We start from the raw sequence: 25,540 nt of genomic DNA, 5'->3' as shown, positions 1-25,540 counted from the left end.
GACCTTTAAGGTTTTGGACCGGGGTAAGCCTTTTCGACCTTCGACGTAACAAAGGAAAAAAATACTTTTAAAATCAACTTAAAAATCAGTTCCTTTTGTCGAATAATGCGATAGAATCCCGTTGCGGCATGAGCTAGGGCAAGACTATAATGGCTTTACACTAGTTTTAATCTATTTTTGAAGAATCAGAAGGAGAGTATCAATATGTCAGAAATTAGTATTGCGATTGCGGATGATAACCTGCAGACATTGAATCTGCTGAACGATATACTGGAGGGAGAGGAGGATTTTCACGTAGTAGGAAGAGCGGATAATGGCGAAGACGCTTATAACATGATCCTCAAAACAAATCCTGATGTTGTCTTATTGGATGTGATTATGCCGAGAATGGACGGAATAACAGTTATGGAACGGGTGCGCGGAAATGGTGCTGTTACAAAGATTCCGTCATTTATTATGGTAACTGCAGCAGGAAGCGAGAATATTACTGAAGATGCTTTCCGAATGGGAGCAAATTACTACATAATGAAGCCGTTTAATAAGGATATTATCGTCGATAAGGTACGAAGGGTAGGACAGAGAAAGTCGAAGACTCCCAGCTTACAGGGGATGAAAAAAGTAAAACCTTATGTCAATAAAACGGAATACATGGAGCAGAACCTGGAAAATGATGTAACACAGATGCTTCATGAAATAGGCATTCCTGCGCATATTAAAGGTTACCAGTATTTGAGAGATGCCATTGTTATCTCCGTACAGGATCAGGAAATGCTCACCTCTGTCACTAAGATACTTTACCCTTCCATTGCAAAGAAACATCAGACAACTCCCAGCAGGGTGGAACGTGCGATCCGCCATGCCATAGAGGTGGCCTGGAGCAGGGGAAAGATGGATACCATCAATGAATTGTTTGGATATACGGTAAGCACCGGCAAAGGAAAACCTACGAATTCTGAATTTATTGCTTTAATTGCTGATAAGATAAGACTGGATTACAAAAAACTTTCCTAATTTGTAACTTTTGATACTTCCTTATTTCTTTAAAATGCAGTATACTAAATAAAAACCGACAATACCCCAGCGGGAAAAGGATAAGGGAGGTTTTTGGATGAAGAAGATTTTATTTGTTGCATCAGAGGCAGTACCTTTTATTAAGACAGGTGGTCTCGCAGATGTTGTGGGATCCCTTCCCAAGTGTTTCGATAAAAAGTATTTCGATGTTAGAGTCATGATTCCCAAATACCTATGTATCAAAGAAGAGCTGAGGAACCAGATGACCTATATTGACCATTTTTATATGGACTATCTGGGCCAAAACAGGTATGTGGGAATTCTTCAGTATGCTCATGAAGGCATTACCTTTTACTTTATTGATAACGAAGAATATTATAATGGTTCCAAGCCCTATGGGGACTGGTATCATGACCTGGAAAAGTTTTGTTTTTTCTCCAGAGCAGCCTTGTCAGCGCTTCCGGTTATCGGATTCCAGCCGGATGTGGTTCACTGTCATGACTGGCAGACCGCCCTTATTCCTGTTTTATTAAAGGACCGGTTTCATGATGGAGATTTTTACAGGAACATGAAATCCGTAATCACGATTCACAACTTAAAGTTCCAGGGCGTATGGGATGCAAAGACGATACAGAAGCTTACCTGTCTGCCGGATTATTATTTTACTCCGGATAAGCTGGAAGCATATAAAGATGGCAATCTGTTAAAGGGCGGCATTGTTTATGCCGATGCCATAACTACGGTAAGCGATACTTATGCGGAAGAAATTAAGATGCCGTTTTACGGGGAAGGGTTAGATGGCCTGATGCGTGCACGTGCAGGCAGCCTCCGGGGAATTGTCAATGGCATTGATTATGAGGAGTTCGATCCGGAAACCGATCCGCATATTGAAAAGAATTATAATTTAAAAAATTTCCGTAAGGAAAAGGTGAAGAACAAGCGGGCTTTGCAGCAGGAGCTTGGACTGAATCAGGATGAGAAGAAGTTTGTAATCGGTATTGTTTCCAGACTGACAGACCAAAAAGGTCTGGATCTGGTCCAGTGCGTGATTGATGAGCTGTGCAGTGATGATATCCAGCTGGTAGTCCTTGGTACCGGAGAAGAACGGTATGAGAATATGTTCCGCCATTATGCGTGGAAATACCAGGATAAGGTTTCAGCCAATATCTATTATTCAGAGGCAATGTCCCATAAGATTTACGCTGCCTGTGATGCATTCCTTATGCCGTCCCTGTTTGAACCATGCGGTCTGAGCCAGCTTATGGCTCTCCGGTACGGCACCGTACCCATTGTACGGGAAACGGGTGGTTTAAAAGATACGGTTGAGCCGTATAATGAATATGAGAACCGGGGAACCGGTTTCTCGTTCTCTAATTATAATGCTCACGAGATGTTAGGGATTATCCGGTACGCGGAGGGGGTCTACTATGATAAGAAGCGTGAGTGGAACAAGATCATAGACCGCGCCATGGCAAAGGATTACTCATGGAAAACTTCAGCCATGAAATATCAGGAACTTTATGATTGGCTGATTGGCGATTAAGCCGGCCATGGATCAGGAAAGAAGCGTTTGAATAAGGATGGACAGCATGCATTTAACCCGAGAAGAAAAAGAAGAAGCAATTCGATGGGCAGAAGATTCTTCCTGGGTAGAACGGGAAGATTATTGTGAAGATACAGATTATATGGACTGCGTCAGGGACATTATAGATAGTCCGGTATTCCAGTCCATGGATAATTATATGCAGCACGGAGACACAAGCTGCAAGGCTCATTGCATTAAGGTATCCTATATGGGCTACTGTATTTGCAGGAAGATGGGCTGGGATTATGCTGAGGTCGCAAGAGCCGGTCTGCTTCATGATTTGTTTTTGTATGATTGGCATACCCATGCAAAGGAAACGGGGGAACATTTCCATGGTTTTACTCATCCCCGGACTGCACTCAATAATGCAGTAAAATATTTTGATTTAACAGAAAAAGAAAAAGATATGATTTTACGCCATATGTGGCCGCTGACACCCATCCCCCCAAAGAGCCGGGAGGGAATGGTGATCATTTATTCTGATAAATTTTGCGGACTGATTGAAACAATGGCCAGGATCAAGCGTTGGATCTTATTTGGATTTGGAAAGAAAAGCGCTGCATAATACGGAGGAAACCATGACATTTTGGGAAGATATACTTGGGAATCAGGTTTTGATTACTGCAGTTGCCGGTTGGCTGGTGGCACAGGTTTTAAAAACGATCATTGACCTGGCCCTTAACAAAAACTTTAATCCGGAGAGGCTTGTGGGATCTGGGGGAATGCCCAGTTCCCATTCCTCAACGGTCTGTGCGTTGACGACCGCCGCCATTTACCGCTATGGCGTCGGTTCTTTTGAGTTTGCGGTCTGCTTTGTCCTATCCATGATTGTCATGTATGATGCCATGGGGGTGCGCAGGGAAACCGGAAAACAGGCCAAGCTGTTAAACAGCATCCTGCTGGAAAACCCATTTGAGCTTAGCGGAGAGATATTACAGGAACGATTAAAGGAATATGTAGGACATACCCCGCTTCAGGTGGCGGCAGGTGCAATTTTAGGAATCTTGCTGGCGCTGTTTATCTCTCAGTACTATTAATCAAATACGTTGCATCTACGGGAATAAAGAAGAAAATTTTCTGGGAATCGTAAGAAAATAGTCCTTGATTTCTTAAGATATCCATTATATACTTTAACAAGTTCAAAAATTGTTAAAATTGGAGGTAAAATGGATATGTCAATTTATCATAGGATAAACTGTTTTTTCCTATTCAGTTTACTTGGATACCTTCTTGAATGTTCCGTACTCAGTTTTGAGAATAAAAGGCCTGTGCTGAATCGAGGATTCGGACATGGACCGTTCTGTATCATCTATGGATTTGGTGCCACGGGAGCGATGATCCTGCTTAAGCCTCTTGCAGGCAATCCGGTTCATCTTTATTTCGCCTCTATGGCTATGGCAACCTTTATGGAGCTTTTAACAGCTCACATGATGATTAGGCTGTTCGGTTCCTTCTGGTGGGATTATAGCCGGAAGCTGTTTAATTACAAAGGGATCATCTGTCTGGAAAGCAGCATTGCATGGGGGTTCCTGGGAATTTTTTATTTCCGCTTCCTAAACGGATTTGTCAATCAGATGGCAGGGATGATACCGGATGATTTTGAACGATTGGTGGCAATGGGCCTTTTGATTTTTTATATGGCAGATTTCATATACACCATGAGGATGCAGCTTCGGGATGACTATGACGATGATGATACGTCCATGATCGGACGATTGAAGGTTTATTGATGATTGGCGGGATTCGATATGGGTCCCGCTTATTTGCTATTTTATAGCATAAAAGCAATGGGCCCAATTCGCTTTCGAGTCTTTTGGAGAATGCAGTACAAGAATAGACGCTTGTGTCTATTCTATATATATTAATCAGAAAAAGTGACTGGAGGTTAGGGATGAATAAGATAGAAAGGCTTGTATTGGCTTCCGCTTCACCAAGAAGGAAAGAGCTTCTGGCTCAGATCGGAATAACGCCGGAAATCGTGCCCAGCACCATAGCGGAGAAGATTACCACAAGTGTGCCTGAGGAGGCGGTGATGGAATTGTCCCGCCAGAAGGCAGAAGATGTGGCCAGCCGCATGCAGCCGGGGACTTATGTCATCGGAGCGGACACCGTAGTTGCTGCAGGCGGTGAGATTCTGGGCAAGCCAGTCAGCCACGAGGACGCTTACCGGATGATTTCCCTGATGGAAGGAAGGACCCATCAGGTATACACAGGGGTTACCCTGGTGTATTGTGGAGACCGTGGAAATAAAGTCAGGACATTTGTGGAAAAGACCGACGTTCATCTCTATCCCATGTCTGACGGGGAGATAAGGGCCTATGCAGACAGTGCAGATCCTATGGACAAAGCCGGGGCCTATGGGATACAGGGAATATTCGCAGCTTTTATTAAAGGGATTGACGGCGATTATAATAATGTAGTAGGATTGCCTGTAGGACGTGTGTACCAGGAGATAAAGCAGATGTTTGAACAGGAGGATAAGGAATGATTAAACTGATTGCATCGGATATTGACGGAACTCTTGTGCCGGATGGAGGCAACGAGCTGAATCCTGAGCTTTATGATGTGATTTTAAAGCTGCGGGCAAAGGGGATCCAGTTCGCCGCGGCCAGCGGACGCCAGTGGCTCAGCATTGAATCCATATTTGAACCCATCAAGGAAAAGGTATTCTATCTTTCGGATAACGGCGCCTATGTGGGCTGTCATGGCAGAAGCCTGTACGTCAACCCCATTGAGCGTAAGACGGTTATGGATATGGTACAGGATGTGAGGAATATGGCTGGACTTGATATCATGATCTGCGGACCCGATGTGATTTATACAGAGACTGACAACCAGGAGTTCCTGGACTGGATGATAAACGGCTACAAGTTCCATGTGAAGCAGGTAGAGGATATAACTAAGGTGGAATCTGAATTCATCAAGGTCTCCGTGTACCGCAAGACCGATGTGGAGGCCCATACCAGAACCTTACGGCAAAAATATGCGGACCGCCTTAAGATGACCATAGCAGGAGATATGTGGCTGGACTGTATGAGACCGGGAATTAACAAAGGGCAGGCAGTGAAGCTTCTTCAGGATAGTCTTGGGATCAAACCGGAGGAGACTATGGCATTTGGCGATCAGTTAAATGACATTGAGATGTTAAAGCAGGCATATTATAGCTTTGCCGTAGGAAACGCCAGGGAAGAGGTAAAGGCGGCAGCCAGATTTCGGACGGACACGAACGTAAACGACGGGGTCCTGAAAATACTGAAGCTGCTTTAAGCAGCGTGAAAAGAGGGATGCTCATGAAAGGAGAATTTAAGATTATGGGAAAAGTCCTTCTCGCTGCTGCAGCGGCAATTGCCCTGCTGTCCGGTTGCAGGGCTAATATCCCCCTTGTTTCTGAATCTTTGGAGACAAAGGCGTATACGCTGTCCCAATCCATGGTGATCGTGGCTACGGAGAGGAACCGGTATCAGCAGATTTATACCAATCAGATCTGGGGAGTGGACCTGCCAGGAGGCCAGACCTTTGAAACCTATCTGGTGGATCAGGTGAAGGAATTTCTTCAGGAAATGAAAATGATGAATCTCCTTGCCAGGAATAAGGGAGTCACCCTGACTAGTGCGGAGAAGGAAGAAGTCCGTAAAGCGTCGGAAGAATACTTTTCTTCCCTGACAAAGGAAGATATTTCCTACATGGGAGCCACGGAAACGGATGTGCGGACGATGTATGAGGAATATTACCTGTCCAATAAGGTAGTGGATGAACTGACAAAGGATATGAATCTGGAGATCAGCGACAGCGAGGCCAAAGTGATCCAGGTGGATCAGATCGTTATGTCTGATGCGGATGCAGCTTCGGCTGTGCTTTTAAAGGCCGAGGCCGAGGGGGCTGATTTTTCTGTACTTGCCAGGGAATATTCTGAGAATCCTGTTACCACATACAAAATCGGCAGAGGGGAGAATCCTGGCTCCTATGAAGATGCTGCCTTTTCTCTTTCTGCAGGTCAGATCAGTCAGGTAGTGGAAGATAATGGCAAATATTATATAATCCGGTGTGTAAATGATTATGATCAAGACGCCACCCAGGAGAGGAAAGCCGGGCTGTACCGCAAACGGAAAAAGGAATCTTTTGATCAGATCTATTCCCAGTTTAAGAAAGATAATCCGATTACTTTCAGCAATGAGATATGGAAAGATGTAAAATTCTCCAAAGATGACAAGACAACTACCACGAACTTTTTTGAAATCTATAAGAAGTATTTTTCTGACTAACCATAGGGGAAGGATGGGGAAAACTACAGATGAAACCGGAAGAATATGATAGGATGAGAGGACGCAGCCGCAGCCGGAGGCGCAGAAGAAACCAGGGACGGGAGATCCTTATAGGGGTTCTCAGGATTCTGCTTGCCTTGTTTCTACTGGTTTGCCTTACGGTTGGGGGCGTGTTTGGCTACCGGTACTGGGAGGGAAGTAAGACCTCTGAATCTCCTTTGGAAACCAGCCGGACAGTGGCGCCGGAAACCATGGGGGAATCGCATTAAAGGGAAGGGGAAATCAGGGAGATGATTTCCCTTTTTTGGACTGTTAGGGGAGGAAAAAGGATACTTAGGAAAGCTGCCAGAGGATCTTCTGTTTCGATATAGGTGAGTTGACTATGATATACATTAAATCTGTTTATTTTAATAAGAAAAAGGAATATAATGATTCTAAATATGAGTTTAATATACCTGCAATAAAACAACTTATTGAACAAAAGGAATTGAAATTTTCTACAGATGTTACTTTTTTTGTGGGTGAGAACGGAGTAGGTAAGTCGACTCTTTTAGAAAGCCTGGCCATTGCTTCTGGATTTAATCCGGAAGGTGGAACAAGGAACTTTAATTTCTCGACGAAGGATACACATTCTCAATTATCAGATTATTTAGTTTTATCAAAAAGCCATGTTAAAGCAAGAGATGGTTTCTTTTACCGGGCAGAGAGCTTTTATAATGTATCTACAAATATTGATGAGCTTGACAGCGATGTTCAATTATTAGATAGTTATGGAGGAATATCTTTACACAAACAGTCCCATGGAGAAGGTTTTCTTTCGTTAATAAAGAATCGATTTGGCGGAAATGGACTTTATATTTTGGATGAACCGGAAGCAGCACTTTCGCCTTCCAGACAGATGAGTTTGATATGCCTGATCGATCAATTGGTTGAGAGAAATTCACAATTTATCATTGCAACACATTCTCCTATTTTAATGGCATTTCCCAATGCAACGATATACCAGATTGATGATAAGGGGTTTAAAACTGTTAAACTGGAAGAAACGGAGCATTACATTATTACAAAAGCTTTTACAAATAACTATAAAAAAATGATTTCTGAGCTGCTTGAATAAATAGTTATGTATGGGACAATTAAGAGAAGTTGGGACTTGGAGCCTGTTCTATGGCTGGTCTCAATTTAAAACGTTTAGGAGCCGGGCTTTTTAAAGCCCGGCTCCATTTCATTGGTTCAGTTCTGAAAAATTCGATTTTATTTTCTGATACATTTCCCCCTGAACAAAATTATCAAAGCAAACTTCATCTTGTGGAAGAATTACATCTGCGTACTCCATTACTGCCTCAGCGGTAGGCTTTATGCTGGAAGAAGTACTTTGAATCATAACAAAGAGAGCAGGTTCAGCCACCAGTCGTACGCTGTTGGATTCACAAAGAATAAGGGCGTCCTTTGGAACCAGTTTCAGCGCTTCCTCTAACGCCTCTCTTAAATTCTCCTTATAGGCACGGATGAGATAAACCTGATTTGCCCCGGCCTTTTTTAAAAGCATGGTATCTTTTGTTCCGGTACCGGTCTCCAGCGTGATGTCAAAGGAACCTTTCAGTCCTTGGCAGATCCCGCAGCCCTGTCCTCCTCTGGGGCATATATCCCCATGATTTCTTATGGTTATCAGCTTGAATGCAACAACCGGTAATGTATCCTTAAAGGCATGGATAATCTGAAGTGCCAGGGTTGTTTTTCCGCTGTTCCGTCCCGTTGATCCGATTAGTACCATATGTATGGCTTGCAGAAGCGTTTTGTTTTCTGTACTCATATATGCTCCGTTTTCATAAATTGCTGCACTTTTTTGGTAAAACCAATATCATTCTGTGCAAAATTATTTTTATTATAACACGTTCCTAACATGGGCACAACATGGAAAACACGGGGAAAATCGTCGAAAATGCGTGATATATTTAACAAAAAAACTTTTTGATATTCAGGACGGCATCCCTTTGGCTTACGCCTTTGCAGAAAACTTTTTCTTAATTTTTATTATTGAACCAGTAAAAAGCCAGGCATTCTGCGCTTCAATGACACAATTATAAATATTACCTGAAAAAAGTCCTGGAAACGACGGGAAGAAATTGAGAAAAACATAACGATAAAAAACTAAAATAATATACATTTATGTATTATAAACAAAATAAGATACAACCGTTATACTAATTTGTACATATTGACACATGACCAATGGAGTGTTAATATAAAAAAACAACCTAAAAATATTTTATTGCCTAAAAAATTTTTTTAGGTATCAATGTCCGGAGAGTTTCATAAAAAACAAAAACAGGAGGTGATTTCTTTCGAAAGCGCAGATAAAAAAATCGAAAATGTAACAGCCGCCATTTTATGCGGAGGCAAAAGCAGGAGAATGGGTTTTGATAAAGCATTTTTGATGGAGGATGAGCAGTATTTGCTGCTGCAGACAGCGGGGAGGCTGCAAAGCCGTTTTGAACAGGTGGTTTTGGTCAGCAATACAAAAGCCAAGTTTGCCGGCCGGACGGATTTTACGGAGTTTCGCATATTAGAGGATCACTACATGGAAAAGGGTCCTATGGGCGGGATAAGCACTGCTTTAGAGCAGGTTCAGACGGAATACGTTTTTATTATGGCCTGCGATATGCCTTTACCGGATATTGGGCTGATCGGCCGAATGTACCGGAAGCTTAAAGAGGAACAGGTTTTGGTCTGCAGTCATCAGGGGAAATTAGAGCCTTTGCTCGCCTTTTACCATAAGTCCTGCCTTCCTGTTTTTAAAAAGCAAATGGAGATAGGAGAACTTAAGCCTCGCAGTGCTTTTCCGGCCCTGAATGTGGGGCTGTATTGCTTAAGCGATACGGAAATAAATGCTATCGTAAATTTAAACACACCGGAAGATGTGCAAAATTGGAACCTGAAAACAACAAAAAATGAATGAAGTTACATAGGGGGGAACATGGGATTTTTTAGTCCGGCAGAAGTTTTGGATATTTTGGGAGATAAGGCCCAAATAAAAAAGAAGTTGTCTTTTATGAAATTGTTTTTACTTTCTATTCTTGGCGGTTCATTTATCGCAGAAGGCTTTTTGGCCTGCATACGTGTACAGGGAACTATGCCTGCCCAGTGGGGGAGCTTTGCAACATTTCTCGGAGGCTGCCTTTTCCCCATGGGACTCATGGCGATTGTGCTGGTTGGGGGAGAATTAGCCACCGGAAATATGATGACCATGGCCATCGGTTTGTTCCAGAAAAAGATCTCATTTTGGGATTTAACTTATAACTGGGTAGTGGTCATGGCAGGAAATATGGTTGGAAGTATAATCGTTGCCTATTCGTTCGGGCATTTTGTGGGTCTGACGGAAGGAGCCTTTTTGGCCAAAACCATGGCTGTAGCTAACTCTAAGATCAGCGATCCGCCTATGGTGGCACTGGTTTCTGCCATCGGCTGCAACATCTTTGTCTGCATGGCTGTATGGTTTGCGACCAGCGCAAAGGGTTTTACCGCAAAGATGGCGGGAATGTGGTTTCCTATTATGATTTTTGTGGTCTTGGGATTCCAGCATGTGGTGGCAAACGCTTTTGTCATTCCGGCAGCAATCTTTTCCGGTGAGTCTTCGATCACGTGGCTTAATTACCTGCAGAATACGGTGTTTGTCTTTATCGGCAACGCCATTGGCGGAGTGCTGGTTTTCGCCCTACCCTGCTTCTGTATGTATGGGCAGAAAGAGAATGTCAAAACGGAATGTGAAGTAAAATTAAATGAAAGAAAGGATCATTGCAATGGATACAAGGGTAAGGGAAGAAAAGCTGAGGATCATCCGGCAGGATGGAGCTAAGCAGGAAAACATTTTGGAAATTTTAATTGATCTTCAATTTGCTTCGGAAGAAGGCTGTATTGACAAAGAAACTGCGGCCATGGTTGCAGAAGAGCTGCATATGACCGAAACCAGGGTGTATGAGATTGTCAGCTATTATGCGATGCTAAAGGATAAACCTCAGGCCAAATATGTCCTTAAGATCTGCAACAGTTCGCCCTGTCATTTCTCCCGTTCGGAAGAGGTGTGTTTATCCCTGGAGAAAAAGCTTGGCGTACCCATGGGTAAGACGACAGATGACGGTCTTTTTGCTTACCACTATATTCCGTGCGTGGGCGCCTGCGACATTGGTCCGGTCATTAAGATCAAGGATACGGTATTCGGAAATCTCAGCGACGAAAAAATATCTGCTTTGATTGATGACCTGCGCAGAGGCAAAATAGCCGTTTAGGCTGAAAGGGGGAAACACAATGGCAATGAAAGAACCGGTCCTTTTAAAACGATTGGGAAAAATGACGGATTCCACTTCCGTTGAGGAATATATAAAATACGGCGGCTTTACGGCACTGCAAAAAGCCGTAACAATGGACAGGGAGGATATTTTAGGAGAACTGGATACCGCTTTGCTTCGCGGAAGAGGCGGAGCAGCCTATCCATTAGGCCGTAAATGGCGCCATTTATACGGCAGCACCGATGCTCCCAAATACATTGTCTGCAATGCAGACGAAGGGGAACCCGGCACCTTTAAAGATAAGCTGCTGTTAGAAAAGGATCCTCTCAGCATTATGGAAGGCATGCTGATCGCGGGGTATGTCTTCGGTTCCAACGACGGTTACATATATATCAGGGGGGAATACCGCCACATCCAGGCAGTGTTCCATCAGGCGGTAAGCAACGCTCTGGCTGCCGGATATCTGGGAAATAAGATTATGGGGATTGACGGGTTTGACTTTCAGCTCCACATTGTTTCCGGCGGCGGTGCTTATGTCTGCGGTGAGAACTCGGCGCTTCTTAATTCGGTGGAGGGCAAAACCGGGCGTCCAAGGGTGAAACCTCCCCATCTGGCTGATGTGGGACTTTATCTAAAGCCAACGCTTGTAAACAATGTGGAATCCTTCGCCTGTGTTCCGGCTGTTATCAATATGGGCGGAGAAGCTTTTTTACAGCTTGGCACAAAGGATGGGGGCGGCACGAAACTCATCTGTTTATCCGGGCATATTAAAAATAGAGGAATTTATGAGATTCAGCTCGGTACGCCCCTTGAAGAGATTCTCTACAGCGAGGAATACGGAGGCGGCACTTCCACAGGGAGGCCCATTAAATTCTGCCATTTTGGAGGTCAGTCCGGCCCCATCGGAACCAGCGGGCAGATCAAGGGCTGCCTGTATGATTACGGAGATTTCTGGACCCATAAGCTGGCAGTGGGATCCGGTGCCATCGTGGTATTGGATGACAGCGTAAGCGTTGTGGACTATATCACAAGTGTCATGGAATTTTTTGTCCATGAGTCCTGCGGCAAATGTACGCCCTGCCGGCTGGGAACCACTCGGCTTTTAGAGCTGCTTCAGAATTTTCAGCATCATAAAGGCAGGCCGGGGGATCTGGAAAGACTTGAAAAGATGCTGGAACATATTACTTATTTGTCCGCATGCGGACTTGGCCAATCGGTATCAGTTTCTGTGAATTCTGCCTTAGCCGGCTACAGAGATGAATTCGAAGCCTGTATCTGTTAATGGAGAAGGAGGAGGATACTGTGTTAGAAACAGAGAAAAACAACTCTATGATTGAACTGGAAATCGACGGGCACGCCATTGCCGTACAAAAGGGAACCACCATTCTGGAGGCCTGTAAAACACTGGATATTGAGATTCCAACTCTCTGCCATATGAAAGAACTGGCACCGGACGGTTCCTGCCGGATGTGCGTGGTGGAAATCGAAGGCGGGCGAAAAGGAGGGCTGGTCCCTTCCTGCTCCGAGCACTGTGCTCCTGGAATGAAAGTATCCACCAGGTCGGATCGGGTGGTGGAATCCCGGCGGTTTATCCTGGATCTGCTTTTGAGTAATCATGTGCTCAGCTGCTTTGACTGTGCTTCCAACGGGGAATGCAGACTCCAGGATTACTGTCTGGAATACGGTGTGGAAAAAACCAGCTTCCCCTATGGAAAGAGAGTAGGGACCAATGAAACGGACAGCAGCAATCCTTTCTTTTCCTTCCATCCTGAAAAATGTATTATGTGCCGGCGCTGCACCAGGGTATGTCAGCAGCTGCAGGGACGTGATGTTATCAGCGTTTCCAACCGCGGTTTTGATACCCGCATGAGCCCCAGCTATCAGCTTCCGTGGAGAGAGTCCATTTGTGAATCCTGCGGAAATTGTGTGTCAAACTGTCCCACAGGAGCTCTTTCCTCTAAGGATCAGCAGAGGCATTACAGGGCCTGGGAGGTTAAAAAGGTACGGACGACCTGCCCCCATTGCGCCACAGGCTGCCAGATGGATCTTTTGGTGAAGAATAACCGGATCGTGGGGGTTGACCCGGCTTACGGACCGTCAAACAGAGGGCTTTTGTGTGTAAAGGGCAAATTCGGTTCCTATAAGTTCATTCATTCCGGAGACCGTCTTACCCATCCGCTTATCAAACGGGACGGGAAATTTGAGAAAGCAAGCTGGGATGAAGCCCTGGATTTAATCGCCCGCCGGTTTACAGAAATTAAAAAGAAGTATGGAGCGGATGCCAATGCCGGCTTTTCCTGCTCCCGGGCTCCCAATGAGGACAATTATGTTTTCCAGAAAATGATGAGGGCCGCTTTTGGAACCAACAATGTAGATAACTGCGCAAGAGTCTGTCACTCCGCCTCCGTCCATGGCCTTGCTATGACCCTGGGTTCCGGAGCCATGACAAATCCCATCCGGGACATTACGGAGGATGTTGACCTGATTTTACTCATAGGCTCCAATCCAACCGAGGCCCACCCCGTGGTCGGCACACAGATCCGGCAGGCAATTAAGAGGGGCACGCAGATTATTGTGGTGGACCCGCGTAAGATCGATCTGGTTAAAGATGCGGTCATCCATATGCCAATCAAGGCTGGAACCAATATTGCGTTTGCAAACGCGATGATCCATGTCATTATCAAGGAAGGCCTTGCGGACATGGACTATATACGGGAGCGGACCGAAGGGTTTGAGGAGCTGGCGGAAATCGTGAAAGATTATACGCCGGAAAAGGTCGCAGAGATCTGCCATATTGATGCAGAGGATATCCGCAAAGCCGCAAGGATGTACGCCAGGGCGAAAAAAGCGCCTATCATTTACTGCCTGGGAGTCACAGAGCATACCACGGGGACAGAGGGCGTTATGAGCCTGTCAAATCTTGCCATGGTGGTCGGGAAAATAGGAAAATCAGGCTGCGGCATCAACCCGCTCAGAGGGCAAAATAATGTACAGGGCGCCTGTGACATGGGTTGTATGCCCTATGATTTCCCGGGATACCAAAAGGTGGCAAACAAAGAGGTTCGGGAAAAATTCGAAAGGGCATGGGGAGTTCCTTTAAGTGAAACCACGGGACTCATGTCCACCCAGGTGCTGCCGGAAGCCATAGAAGGGAAGATCAAAGGACTCTATATTTTCGGAGAAGACCCCATGGTCACGGATCCGGATACGGGCCATGTTGCCAAGTCCCTGGAAAGTCTGGACTTTCTTGTGGTGCAGGAGCTGTTTATGACAGAAACGGCCCGGTATGCCGATGTGATTCTGCCCGGAACCAGCTATGGGGAAAAGGAGGGAACCTTCAGCAATACGGAACGCCGGGTGCAGAGAGTACGCAAAGCGGTGACTCTGGAAGGAGAGATGCGCCTGGATACGGACATCTTTTATGATGTCATGAACCGTATGGGTTATCCCTGCGAGAAAAAAACAGCGGCTGAGATCATGGATGAAATCGCCAGCGTAACCCCTGCCTTTGGAGGCATCAGCTTTGAGAGGCTGGACCGGGGGGAGACACTTCAGTGGCCCTGCCTGGACAAAGAGAGCAAAGGCACGTATATCATGCACGTTGGAAAATTTTCACGGGGCCTTGGATATTTTTATCCGGCAAAGTACCGGCCGTCCAAGGAGCTTCCTGACAATGATTATCCGTTTATGATGGTCACAGGCCGCATGCTCTACCATTATAACACCAGAGCCATGACAGGCAGAACCGAAGGCTTAAATGAAATCTGCGGAGATTCCTATATTGAGATCAACCAGGGAGATGCAGCCATGCTGGGAATTAAGGACGGGGACAAAGTCAAAGTATCCTCCCGCCGGGGTGAAATTGAATCCAGGGCGGTGGTAGGAGATAAGATGATGCCTTCCGAAGTATTTATGACCTTCCATTTTGCAGACGGAAATGTTAATAAAATCACGAATTTTGTGATCGATGATATCGCCCGCATTCCGGAATACAAGGTTTGTGCGGTGTCTGTAACACGAGCTTAATCCTGTCATTTAAGAAAAGGGGCTGCAAAATCTGTTAGTTTGCAGCAGCCCCTTTATCCTTTATTTTTATATTAGGAGGGAGGAGCCTGATTGATCGAATTAGAAGAAGCCGTTAGCCTATTGGTGAACAGCATTAAAATAGAAACAAAGACAGAAAAACTGGACATTTTATCAGCCTATGGAAGAATTTGCGCAGAGGATGTGACAGCCCCTTTCTCTGTCCCCCATTTCCCCAAATCAGGTATGGATGGGTATGCAGTCAGAAGTCAGGATACAAAAGGTGCTTCAAGGGAAACACCAATCCAATTTCAAGTGGCTGGTGAAATATGTGCAGGGGATTATCTTTTCATCAAGGCAAAACCCTGTACAGCGGTTCGGGTGATGACCGGTGCCGTGGTGCCGGAAGGCTATGACTGTGTGATACGCCAGGAAGATACGGACTATGGCCAGGAACAGGCGGAGATCTATGTGGAGGGAAGACCCTGGCAGAACTATTGCAGGATCGGAGAGGACTTCCAGGCAGGAACGTGCATGATCCCCCGGCGGGTCCGCTTGGGAGCAGGGCATATCGGCGTTTTAGCCAGTATGGGAATCCGGGAAATTGAAGTGCTTAAAGAGCCGAAGGTGGGTATAATCTCAACGGGAAATGAGCTCGTACCGCTCACCAGTCCCTTGGGAGAGGTAGGGGTATATCCCAGCAGTGCCTATGCCATCGCCGCCCAGTTGAAAGCTCAGGGAGTCCAGGTTCCTTTTATGGAAATCTGCCCTGACGATGCCAGGGGTTTTTCCTGTATGCTGGATGAGAGAATCAGCCAGGCAGATGTGATTATCACCACCGGCGCACTTTCCGTGGGAAAAAAGGATTTTCTTCCGGAGGCATTGGAAACAATGGGTGCCGAGCGGCTTTTTCATGGAGTGAATATGCGGCCGGGTACGCCTGTCATGGCTAACCGGTACAAGGAGAAGCTCATCCTCAGCTTATCCGGTTATCCCTTTGCAGCCATGGTCAATTTCCGGCTGTTCTTCTGGCCTGTCATGGCCAGGATGGTTGGCGATGATTCTCTTTCCTGGAAAAAAATAAGACGTATGGTAGTAGAGGGAAACGCCAATGCGGCAAAAAGGAGGCGGTTTGTCCAGGCATTCAGCGATGAGATGGGCGTCCATATCTTTGACAGAAACCACCATTCCTCCGTTTTATCCGAAATGCTCCGTTCAAACTGCATCATTGACCAGAAACAGGGTTCGGTTATTTCGCCGGGGGATATGGTGGATATTCTCTATTGGAAGCAGGACCGGTAAAATTATGCCTGGAAAAAGGCCTCTGCCAGTCGAACAAGGGCTTCCTGGTCTTTCGTGCCCATGACTTCCCTTGCGGAGTGCATGGCCAGGATGGGCACGCCTGCATCTACCGTCCGCATGGTAAGAAGGGCAGAAGAAATGCTTCCCAAGGTGGAACCGCCTTTCATATCGGAGCGGTTGGAGAACTTTTTATAAGGAATATTATTTGTCCGGCAGATTCCTTCAATGACCCCGGTGCTGGAAGCGTCGGTTGCGTAGGCCTGGCTGGATGCAAGCTTAATGGCAACTCCGTCTCCCATGAGGATCTGGTTCTTAATATCACATTTTTCCCCATGGTTGGGGTGAATGGCATGAGCCACGTCCAGGGACAGCAAAAAGCCGCTGAGAAGAACATTTAGGAAGGTTTCCCTGGTATAACCCAGAGATAAGCAGATCTTTTCAAGAATGCGTTCCATCAGGGCGGAAGCAGCTCCCTGCTTGGTATGGCTTCCGATTTCCTCATTATCGTAGAGGGCAATGGCATGAATGCCGTTTTTGCATGGTCCGGCCATGATCCCGCTTAAGCAGGCCTGTACGGATGTTAAGTTATCCAGCCGGGGAGAAGAATAGAACTCATTCTGCAAGCCTAAGAGAGTCCCCTGCTCCCAGTTATAGATGCAGATTTCATAATCCAGAATATCTTCCTTTTTCACACCTGCCTCTTTTGCCAGAGCTTCTAAGAAAAAGTCTTCTTTACTTAACTCATCCGTGATCCGGGTTATGAGGGGAAGCATGTCTATCTGTGCATTGATGGAAACTCCATCGTTGGCGTCCCGGTTCATGTGGATCGCCAGGTTGGGGACCGTAAGGAGGGGACGTGAAAAATTCACAAAAATGGTCTCAGGCTTCATGGGAGATGTTCCGGCTACGCAGACCTTACCCGCCATGGATAGGGGACGGTCAAACCAGGTTCCCAGTAAAGGACCTCCGTATACCTCCACGTTAAGTTTTCCATATTTCAGAGAAGTGACCTCGGGGGAGGGTTTTACCTTCAGACATGGCCAGTCCGTATGGGACGCTGCCAGTTTAAGGGCCGGTATTTCACCTAACTCTTCCCCTACGCTAAATGCAACCAGGGTGGAATCAAAGACATTTATGTAGTATGACCCGCCCTGTTGTAACTTCCAGGGCTCGGCCAGGGACAGTTCCTTAAATCCTGCGGACAATAACTGGTCCGCTGCCGCCATGATGCAGTGGTATGGAGAAACGGATGCGGCGATCAGTGTCTCTAACTGTTTGATATGATTCATATGGTTTCCTCTTTTCTGCCCATGCTTTAATGGTATGGCCGAAGGGCGCTTCCTCTTTTCTGACTGTGTTTTTTCGGTATAATGGTATAGCCGAAGGGAGCTCTTCTTTTCTGCCTGTGTTTTTAAGGGCATCGGGCTGTTTGGTTAAGTCCGCAGTGCAAGCCAGGGAATCCTGCGGATTCCCTGGCTCACGGGCATTCGCCCTATAAAACAGGGTGCAAATAAATTTTCTTACGTGCGGGCACGACGAAAATTTTTTTGTACCCTGTTTTGCACTGCTCATTGCTTATGTGAAAATAGTATACCACAGAAAAAAACTGTTTGGAATAGCGAAGATCGTGGGAATTCCTGCGTTGACAGTCTGGGAGGATCCGGTGTATAGTTAACGGATAGAGATTATAAAATGGGGAGAAATTGCCATGATCGCACTGAAAATTGAGGACCTCAAGCTCTTTACCTCCAAGCTGTTCGTAGGGGAAGTGTTTGACCAGTTCCTTGCAAAGGAAGCTGTTATTGTTACCTTTAATACATTTACCATCGATGGAAATATCCGTTCCGCTTATTACTCCAAAGAGGAACTGGAGGAAATGAATACGGGACAGCTTTCTACCTGGGCTATGATGAAGCCCTTTTGTTTTTCATTAATTAAAGGAAAAAGACTTCCTGTCAGTTTCCGGATCATCCTGCAGATGTCAAAGGAAGGTACCGAGCGCTTTCTTGCCTCCCGCCAGATTGCCTTTACACCCGATCAGGTGAAGGGGCTGTACCTCAATATCCGCTATGAGGAAGATAAGCTTTCCTGCGTGACAGGAACCTCGGTTTCTGTCTTTACCCTTGATAAGACCTTAGATGAGGAATGGGATCAGGCGTTTAAAGGATTTTTAAAACAAAATGAGATTCCGTTTCTGGAGGAATAGAATTATTAGCACTCAGTTTAATTGAGTGCTGATTTTCTATTGACATTTCCATTACAGCGTATTAAAATATTCTTTGCAGGTATGATCCATAAGTTTACAAATTTGTGAAAATTCCATGGAAACATGGAACTGAAATAGAAAAAAGAGTAAGGAGTGTTCTAATATGGCAAAGACAGGAAGTTTAACAATTAACAGCGAGAATATTTTCCCGATTATCAAGAAATGGTTGTATTCCGACCATGATATTTTCTACCGCGAGCTTGTTTCCAATGGCTGCGATGCTATTACAAAGCTTAAGAAGCTGGAAATCATGGGAGAATGGCAGAAGCCGGAGGATCTGGATTTTAAGATCGAGATCATTACAGATTCCAATGAAAAGTCCATTACCTTTAAGGATAACGGCCTTGGAATGACCATGGAGGAAGTCGATGAGTACATCAACCAGATCGCTTTCTCAGGCGCCCAGGATTTCCTTGAAAAGTATAAGGACAAGGCCAATGAAGATCAGATCATCGGTCATTTCGGACTTGGTTTTTATTCCGCATTCATGGTAGCTGACAGAGTTACGATTGATACCTTATCCTATAAGGAAGGCGCTTCTGCGGTTCACTGGGAGTCTGACGGCGGTACGGAATATGAGATGGAAGAAGGGGACAAGGCAGAGTTTGGTACTACCATTAAGCTGTATCTCAATGAAGAAAGCCTGGAATTCTGCAACGAGTACCGAGCAAAAGAGGTTCTTGATAAATACTGTTCCTTTATGCCGGTGGCAATCTATTTATCCAGTTCATCTTCAGAGCCTCAGTATGAGACCATTGAAAAGGATGAGCTGACCGATAAGGACACTGTGATCGAAACCATCCTCGAGGAAGCAGAGACCGAGGAAAAAGAGAACGAAAATGGTGAGAAGGAAGTCGTAGAGGTATCTCCTGCCAAAGAAAAATATAAGATTAAAAAGCGTCCGGTACCTGTCAATGATATCAATCCCCTGTGGAACAAGCATCCAAACGACTGCACAGAGGAGGAGTACAAGTCCTTCTACCGCAAGGTATTTAATGACTACAAGGAACCTTTATTCTGGATTCACTTAAATATGGATTATCCTTTTAACCTAAAAGGAATCCTTTACTTCCCCAAGCTGAATTTAAATTATGACAGCCTGGAGGGAACCATTAAGCTGTATAACAGCCAGGTATTTATTGCTGACAATATCAAGGAAGTTATTCCGGAATTCCTGATGCTGTTAAAGGGAGTGATCGATTGCCCGGATCTGCCGCTTAACGTATCCAGAAGCGCTCTTCAGAACGATGGTTTTGTGAAGAAGATTTCTGACTATATCACAAAGAAGGTTGCGGATAAATTAACCGGTATGTTTAAGACAGACCGTGAAAATTATGAAAAATACTGGGATGACATTAATCCATTTATTAAATTCGGCTGTTTAAAAGACGAGAAGTTTGCGGAGAAGATCAATGATTCCCTCCTGTTTAAGAATCTGGACGGCAAGTATTTAACTCTTTCCGATTGTCTGGAGGAGAATAAGGAGAAGCATGAAAACAGCGTATTCTATATCTCCGATGAAAAAGAGCAGAGCCAGTACATCAACATGTTTAAAGAGGCAGGCTTAGATGCGGTTTATTTAACCCATAATATTGACAGTCCGTTTGTAGGCTATCTGGAACAAAAGAATGAGAATGTTAAGTTCTTATGCATCAATTCTGACTTATCCGACATCTTTAAAGAAGAGGTAAAGGAAGAAGATAAGGAAGCCATGAAGGCAGATGCAGAGACCCTGACCGAACTGTTCCGCAAAGCATTAAACAAAGAACATCTGGAAGTAAAGGTGGAGAAGTTAAAGAACGGAAATGTATCATCCATGATTACCGTATCTGAGGAATCCCGCCGCATGCAGGAAATGATGAAGATGTATACCATGCCAGGAATGGATCCTTCCATGTTTGGCGCAGGCGGTGAGACCCTGGTTCTTAACTACAGCAATAAGCTGGTGCAATATATACTGGGACACAAAGACGGAGCCCACACAAATTCTATCTGCGAACAGCTTTATGATCTGGCGGCTCTCAGCCATGGTTCTCTGACACCGGAGCGCATGACGAAATTTATTGCCAGAAGCAATGAACTGATGCTTGTGATGGCAGAGGAATAGAACGGGAATCCTTGGATTTAGGGATATCTTTTTTCGTCCGATTGTGCTATATTAGATACAGCGATTTAAAATTGGCAGGGGAAAATACCTTAGGGGGGAACCTGCCCCCGCTGTATTGGGCATGTATCTAATACCCAGATAGCATGGGCATGGAAAGGAGAAACTTTAATGAAGGAAAAGACTATGAAGATGAGAAAGGCGATGCTGCGTCTGATGATCGCTCTCATGCTGGGCATATTCGCAGGAGCTGCACCTGGAGCCGCACTGGTGTCTCACGCAGAGACAGTTGCTGCTTCAGAGGCCAACCTACCGGCAGAAGGAACATCTGAGGACTTTGGAGTGACCTTTTTCATATGGTTTTTCGGGGGAATTACGCTTCTGATCCTGTTTGTTGTCGTAGTGGTCGTTTGTTCCAGCATAAGCGCAGTAGGAGTATTTGATGCGCAGGAAGAGGAATAATATCTGATGATAAGATAAGGACTTGTACCTTGGAAGTTTCCTGGTATAAGTCCTTTTTTATGAAAAAAATTTATTTTTGCATCATTAAGATTCATTCTCATAACAGCCGGATCATGTAAAATTATTCTATTGACATCCGAGTCTGGTTTCTCTATAATATATGGTAATGAATACTACATGATAAGTTTTTCGCCAGGAGGAAGGATAGAGATATGAGCTATAAAATCATTGGGGACAGCTGCCTGGATCTTACGGCAGATCTAAAGAAAGATCCTCACTTTCAGATAATTCCCCTTACTTTGCAAGTGGGAAATACTCACGTAATCGATGACGAGACCTTTGACCAGAAGAGTTTTTTAGAGCTGGTAAAAAGCAGCAGCGAGTGTCCTAAAACAGCATGTCCGTCACCGGAGTTTTATAAAGAAGCCTTTGAATGCGACGTGGATCAGATTTTTGTTATCACTCTGTCCGAGCATTTAAGCGGCAGCTATAACAGTGCGGTTCTGGGAAAAAGGCTCTATGAAGAAGAACACGGGAATGACGGGAAAAAGATCGCTGTGCTTGGCTCGGATTCAGCCTCAGCCGGACAGTTAAATATCGCTCTTTACGTCCAGTCCCTTTGCCAGGCATCTCTGCCCTTTGAAGAAATTGAAGAGAAGGCAAGGACCTTCATCAAGAATATGAAGACCTATTTTGTATTGGAAAGTCTGGATACTTTACGAAAAAATGGACGACTTACCGGTCTTCAGGCATTTTTTGCCACTGCCTTAAACATTAAGCCGGTTATGGGTGCTAACTCAGGCGTAATCATCAAGCTGGACCAGGCAAGGGGAATCAATAAAGCGCTGGCCCGCATGGTGGAGATTGCCATTAAGGACGGAGGAGAAACCAGAGATAAGGTTCTGACAATTGCTCATTGTAATAATCCGGGACGGGCAGAGCATGTAAAGCAGGAGATGCTCAAGCAGGCCGTATTTAAGGATGTGCTCATTGTAGAAACAGCCGGAGTTGCTACGGTATATGCCAATGACGGCGGAATCATCTTGACGCTATAGCGATATTTGATAAATACTTTACAAGTTTGGAAAAATATGTTAAAATGCTCACAAATAGAGAGTTTGACTAGGTGTAACTGTAATTAATGTGCAGGCATAACTGGTTATATTTATACTTTTGCTCAGGCAAGGCGTAAATATGACCAGTTTTTTATTTTAAAGAATCTGGAATACAGCAGTCAACGGGATATTCGTAATCCGCTTTTCTGCCTGATAAGGTTCAAAGACAGTACGTTTTATGAGAGGCCGAAAATCAGTCTCTCAAAAGCTGTATTATAAAAAGAAAGGATGGGAACTATGAGAGAAAACTTTTTGTGGGGAGGAGCCACTGCGGCAAACCAGTGCGAAGGCGGCTGGAAGGAAGGAAACCGGGGAATAGGAACTGTGGATATGATCCCATGGGGAGAGAATCGTCTTCCGGTTATGCAGGGGGAGAAGGATTACAGGCAGCTGCCGGAAGATTCCTATTATCCCTCCAGGGAAGCCATTGATATGTACAATCATTATAAGGAGGACATCGCCTTATTTGCAGAAATGGGATTTAAATGCTATCGCTTTTCCTTTTCCTGGTCCCGTATTTTTCCAACTGGGGAAGAAGAGAAGGCGAATGAAGAAGGGCTGAAGTTTTATGAGGATTTCATTGATGAGCTTTTAAAGTATGGGATCGAACCGGTAGTGACCATCTGCCATTTTGATATGCCGCTGGCTCTTGTTGAAAAATATGATTCCTGGAAAAACCGAAAGGTCATTGATTGTTTTGTAAAATACTGCGATGCTATTTTCCGCCGTTTCAGGGATAAGGTGACTTACTGGATCACATTTAATGAGATCAATATGCTTCTTCACCTGCCGTTTATGGGTGCAGGAATCCGGTTCTCTGAAGGAGAAAATGAAATGCAGGTGAAATATCAGGCTGCCCATAACGAATTAGTGGCTTCTGCCATGGCAACCAGACTGGCGCATCAGATTAATCCGGATTTTAAAATAGGCTGCATGCTTGCCGCAGGAAATTTCTACCCCTTTAGCTGCAATCCTAAGGATGTCTGGGAAAGCATAAAGAAAGACAGGGATAATTATTTCTTTATTGATGTACAGGCCAGGGGAGAGTACCCTGCCTATGCAAAGAAAATGTTTGAGAGGGAAGGAATAAAGCTTGAAACAGGTCCGGAGGACGATGAAATCTTAAAAGAGCACACGGTGGACTTTATTTCCTTCAGCTATTACTCATCCCGGTGTGTCAGCACGGCAGAGGAAGCTATCACAGAATCCACATCAGGCAATGTGATGAAGAGCGTTAAGAATCCCTACTTAAAGGAATCGGAATGGGGCTGGCAGATCGATCCTCTTGGACTTAGGGTTACTTTGAATACTCTGTATGACCGTTACCAGAAACCGTTATTTATCGTGGAAAACGGCCTTGGTGCAGTGGACCGGCTGGAAGAGGATGGAAGCATCATAGACGACTACCGGATAAATTATCTGGAAGAGCATATAAAAGCAATGATCGAGGCTGTGGATGAGGATGGAGTAGATTTATTGGGATATACCCCCTGGGGCTGTATTGACCTGGTCAGTGCATCTACAGGTGAAATGAAAAAGCGATACGGATTTATCTATGTTGATAAGGACAATGAAGGAAATGGAAGCTTAAAACGCAGCAGGAAAAAATCCTTTGATTGGTATAAAAATGTAATCGCAAGCAATGGTGCTGTTTTGAAGGAAAGCGGATCTTGATAGCAAAATAGCATACGTGGAGGAAGAGAAGCACCTTTTGGGATCGGACAGACTTAAAAAGGTGCTTTTTTTGATGGATTTTATTAAAATTAAAAGGAAAAACATATTTTTGTTGAAAATAGTAAGAGTAAAAGATATAATATATAAAAATACTAAAGTTTGAGGGGCCCGATGGAAAAAGAACAATTTTTATATAAAAAAATTTATCTGGATTTAAAAAATAAGATCCTTGCCGGAGAGCTGGAGGAAGGAACATGTCTGCCCCAGACAGGAGAATTAGCGGCTGAGTATGGAGTGAGTACCATAACCATTACCAATGCCTTAAATGCCCTGAAAGGGGAAGGCTACTTAAACCGGATCAAGGGGAAAGGAAGCTTTATACAGCTTCCGGTAAAGAGCGCAGGGACTTTAACAAACTGCCTTGATGCTGCATCGGAACGATATGAGAACCCGGACCGGGATAAGATGCTGGGCCTGGTCCTGGAGCATGTATCCTCCTGTTTTGGGCTTGACATGATGTATGCAATGGATGCCATGGCGGCTGAGGCCGGTTATAAGCTTTGCGTCCGGTTTTCCTACGGAGAGAGAGAGAAAGAAACAGAGGAAATAGAGTTTTTAAAGGAGCTTGGCGTCAGTGGGATCATAGTCATGCCCTGTCATGGAATTTATTATAATACGGCAATTTTAAAGCTTGTGGTTGAAGAATTTCCTATGATACTGATTGATAAAAAAATGGAGGGGATTCCGGTTCCATCCGTAAGAACAGACAACTATATTGCCATGAAAGAGCTGGTGGATTATCTGGTTCATAAAGGAAATAAAAAGATCGGCTTCATTACATTTTCAGAAAACGGCACTTCATCTATTAAGGACAGAAGAAAGGGATTCCGTGAGGCCATAAGGGCTGCCGGGGTCGAGAATATGGAGGAATGCTGTCTGGAAGGGGCTGAAAAAATAAATATTTATTCAGATGATCTTGATATTGGCCTCAGCGGGAAGATTGAACGGTATCTTGATGATAATAAGGACTTGGATGCGGTAATCTGCGCCGAATATGGAATTGCCAGATGGCTTGGAAAATGGAAGGGAATTACCGTATGCTGCATTGACGAAGATTATTTATCACCCGGAGGTCCTCATTTCACTCATATAAAGCAGAATGAAAAGAAAATTGCCTTTGAAGCCATCAGGATCCTGTTAAAACAGATAGAAAAAGATCCGTCCTACAGCCAGATGGATTGTCTTGTTCCTGGAATATTTTGCGAATACTAAAACATATATTTTGCTCCTGTGATAATTAGGGTACAGAACAATGATTATAATTGTTCTGTACCCTTTTTTTATTTCTTGTAAATATTGCATAAAAAATATTGATTGATTATGTGTTTTAGTAACAAAATACCGATACATAGTTGAAAGTAAAAGTGTGATATGGTATTATAAATAAATA

Annotated in this window: 24 protein-coding genes; 22 read left to right on the top strand and 2 right to left on the bottom strand. The window is 44.7% G+C overall.

Features of this window, described 5'->3' with window-relative positions:
• Positions 1-204: 204 nt before the first annotated feature.
• The 10 genes from spo0A (at position 205) to BMX69_RS14110 (ending at position 7,975) form a co-directional block, all read left to right on the top strand.
• The gene (gene spo0A / locus BMX69_RS14155; RefSeq protein ID WP_025234581.1) at positions 205-1,011 is read left to right on the top strand and encodes a sporulation transcription factor Spo0A; all 807 of its coding nucleotides are present in this window, start codon (positions 205-207) and stop codon (positions 1,009-1,011) included.
• 97 nt (positions 1,012-1,108) lie between these two features.
• A complete protein-coding gene (glgA, locus tag BMX69_RS14150; protein WP_100042683.1) occupies positions 1,109-2,554 on the top strand; it encodes a glycogen synthase GlgA in 1,446 nt (481 codons plus the stop codon).
• 37 nt (positions 2,555-2,591) lie between these two features.
• Positions 2,592-3,161 carry an HD domain-containing protein gene (locus BMX69_RS14145; protein WP_100042682.1) on the top strand — a complete coding sequence of 190 codons (570 nt, stop codon included), beginning with the start codon at positions 2,592-2,594 and terminating at the stop codon, positions 3,159-3,161.
• Between the two features lie 13 nt (positions 3,162-3,174).
• Positions 3,175-3,633, top strand: coding sequence for a divergent PAP2 family protein (locus BMX69_RS14140; RefSeq protein WP_035286794.1), 459 nt, complete (start codon positions 3,175-3,177; stop codon positions 3,631-3,633).
• A gap of 135 nt (positions 3,634-3,768) precedes the next feature.
• Entirely contained in the window at positions 3,769-4,326 is a 558-nt protein-coding gene (locus BMX69_RS14135) for a putative ABC transporter permease (protein WP_100043861.1), read from the top strand.
• 161 nt (positions 4,327-4,487) lie between these two features.
• The gene (locus BMX69_RS14130) at positions 4,488-5,084 is read left to right on the top strand and encodes a Maf family protein (RefSeq protein WP_054791481.1); all 597 of its coding nucleotides are present in this window, start codon (positions 4,488-4,490) and stop codon (positions 5,082-5,084) included.
• The gene (locus BMX69_RS14125) at positions 5,081-5,863 is read left to right on the top strand and encodes an HAD family hydrolase (RefSeq protein ID WP_054791482.1); all 783 of its coding nucleotides are present in this window, start codon (positions 5,081-5,083) and stop codon (positions 5,861-5,863) included. Before BMX69_RS14130 ends, BMX69_RS14125 begins: the two co-directional genes overlap by 4 nt.
• Before the next feature lie 23 nt (positions 5,864-5,886).
• Entirely contained in the window at positions 5,887-6,858 is a 972-nt protein-coding gene (locus BMX69_RS14120) for a peptidylprolyl isomerase (RefSeq protein WP_100042681.1), read from the top strand.
• A gap of 29 nt (positions 6,859-6,887) precedes the next feature.
• On the top strand, positions 6,888-7,127 hold the full coding sequence (locus BMX69_RS14115; RefSeq protein ID WP_054791483.1) for a hypothetical protein: 240 nt from the start codon (positions 6,888-6,890) through the stop codon (positions 7,125-7,127).
• Positions 7,128-7,240: 113 nt separating this feature from the next.
• Positions 7,241-7,975, top strand: coding sequence for an AAA family ATPase (locus tag BMX69_RS14110; protein WP_100042680.1), 735 nt, complete (start codon positions 7,241-7,243; stop codon positions 7,973-7,975).
• Between the two features lie 108 nt (positions 7,976-8,083).
• Here BMX69_RS14110 and BMX69_RS14105 read toward each other — a convergent pair whose 3' ends face one another.
• A complete protein-coding gene (locus BMX69_RS14105) occupies positions 8,084-8,671 on the bottom strand; it encodes a hypothetical protein (protein ID WP_100042679.1) in 588 nt (195 codons plus the stop codon).
• A gap of 486 nt (positions 8,672-9,157) precedes the next feature.
• On the opposite strand from BMX69_RS14105, the gene BMX69_RS14100 reads away from it, so the two are divergent.
• The 6 genes from BMX69_RS14100 (at position 9,158) to BMX69_RS14075 (ending at position 16,469) form a co-directional block, all read left to right on the top strand.
• Complete coding sequence (locus tag BMX69_RS14100; protein WP_100042678.1) at positions 9,158-9,817, top strand: molybdenum cofactor guanylyltransferase; 660 nt, start codon at positions 9,158-9,160, stop codon at positions 9,815-9,817.
• Between the two features lie 18 nt (positions 9,818-9,835).
• Positions 9,836-10,714: a formate/nitrite transporter family protein gene (locus tag BMX69_RS14095; protein WP_100042677.1), complete on the top strand. Its 879-nt coding sequence runs from the start codon at positions 9,836-9,838 to the stop codon at positions 10,712-10,714.
• Positions 10,659-11,144, top strand: a complete 486-nt coding sequence (locus BMX69_RS14090; RefSeq protein ID WP_100042676.1) for an NADH-quinone oxidoreductase subunit NuoE family protein — start codon at positions 10,659-10,661, stop codon at positions 11,142-11,144. Before BMX69_RS14095 ends, BMX69_RS14090 begins: the two co-directional genes overlap by 56 nt.
• A gap of 19 nt (positions 11,145-11,163) precedes the next feature.
• A complete protein-coding gene (locus tag BMX69_RS14085; protein ID WP_166433198.1) occupies positions 11,164-12,426 on the top strand; it encodes a complex I 51 kDa subunit family protein in 1,263 nt (420 codons plus the stop codon).
• A gap of 20 nt (positions 12,427-12,446) precedes the next feature.
• Positions 12,447-15,170, top strand: coding sequence for a formate dehydrogenase subunit alpha (fdhF, locus tag BMX69_RS14080; RefSeq protein ID WP_465220357.1), 2,724 nt, complete (start codon positions 12,447-12,449; stop codon positions 15,168-15,170).
• Positions 15,171-15,260: 90 nt separating this feature from the next.
• Complete coding sequence (locus BMX69_RS14075; protein ID WP_100042674.1) at positions 15,261-16,469, top strand: molybdopterin molybdotransferase MoeA; 1,209 nt, start codon at positions 15,261-15,263, stop codon at positions 16,467-16,469.
• 2 nt (positions 16,470-16,471) lie between these two features.
• Here the strand turns inward: BMX69_RS14075 and BMX69_RS14070 are convergent, their stop codons facing one another.
• Complete coding sequence (locus BMX69_RS14070; RefSeq protein WP_100042673.1) at positions 16,472-17,758, bottom strand: M18 family aminopeptidase; 1,287 nt, start codon at positions 17,756-17,758, stop codon at positions 16,472-16,474.
• Positions 17,759-18,177: 419 nt separating this feature from the next.
• Here BMX69_RS14070 and BMX69_RS14065 point away from each other — a divergent pair, with 419 nt between their 5' ends.
• The 6 genes from BMX69_RS14065 to BMX69_RS14040 all read left to right on the top strand — a co-directional run bounded on the left by BMX69_RS14065 (position 18,178) and on the right by BMX69_RS14040 (position 25,362).
• Entirely contained in the window at positions 18,178-18,675 is a 498-nt protein-coding gene (locus tag BMX69_RS14065; RefSeq protein WP_054791492.1) for a DUF5721 family protein, read from the top strand.
• 163 nt (positions 18,676-18,838) lie between these two features.
• Complete coding sequence (gene htpG / locus BMX69_RS14060) at positions 18,839-20,842, top strand: molecular chaperone HtpG (RefSeq protein ID WP_054791493.1); 2,004 nt, start codon at positions 18,839-18,841, stop codon at positions 20,840-20,842.
• A 168-nt stretch (positions 20,843-21,010) separates the two neighbouring features.
• Positions 21,011-21,301, top strand: a complete 291-nt coding sequence (locus tag BMX69_RS14055; protein ID WP_054791494.1) for a hypothetical protein — start codon at positions 21,011-21,013, stop codon at positions 21,299-21,301.
• A 212-nt stretch (positions 21,302-21,513) separates the two neighbouring features.
• Positions 21,514-22,356: a DegV family protein gene (locus BMX69_RS14050; protein ID WP_100042672.1), complete on the top strand. Its 843-nt coding sequence runs from the start codon at positions 21,514-21,516 to the stop codon at positions 22,354-22,356.
• A gap of 288 nt (positions 22,357-22,644) precedes the next feature.
• The gene (locus BMX69_RS14045; RefSeq protein WP_100042671.1) at positions 22,645-24,090 is read left to right on the top strand and encodes a 6-phospho-beta-glucosidase; all 1,446 of its coding nucleotides are present in this window, start codon (positions 22,645-22,647) and stop codon (positions 24,088-24,090) included.
• Positions 24,091-24,261: 171 nt separating this feature from the next.
• Positions 24,262-25,362 carry a GntR family transcriptional regulator gene (locus BMX69_RS14040; RefSeq protein WP_054791495.1) on the top strand — a complete coding sequence of 367 codons (1,101 nt, stop codon included), beginning with the start codon at positions 24,262-24,264 and terminating at the stop codon, positions 25,360-25,362.
• Positions 25,363-25,540: the final 178 nt, after the last annotated feature.

It is taken from the genome of Lacrimispora sphenoides JCM 1415, assembly GCF_900105615.1.
GTDB lineage: Bacteria > Bacillota > Clostridia > Lachnospirales > Lachnospiraceae > Lacrimispora > Lacrimispora sphenoides.
This window is presented reverse-complemented; position numbering and strand designations above follow the sequence as displayed.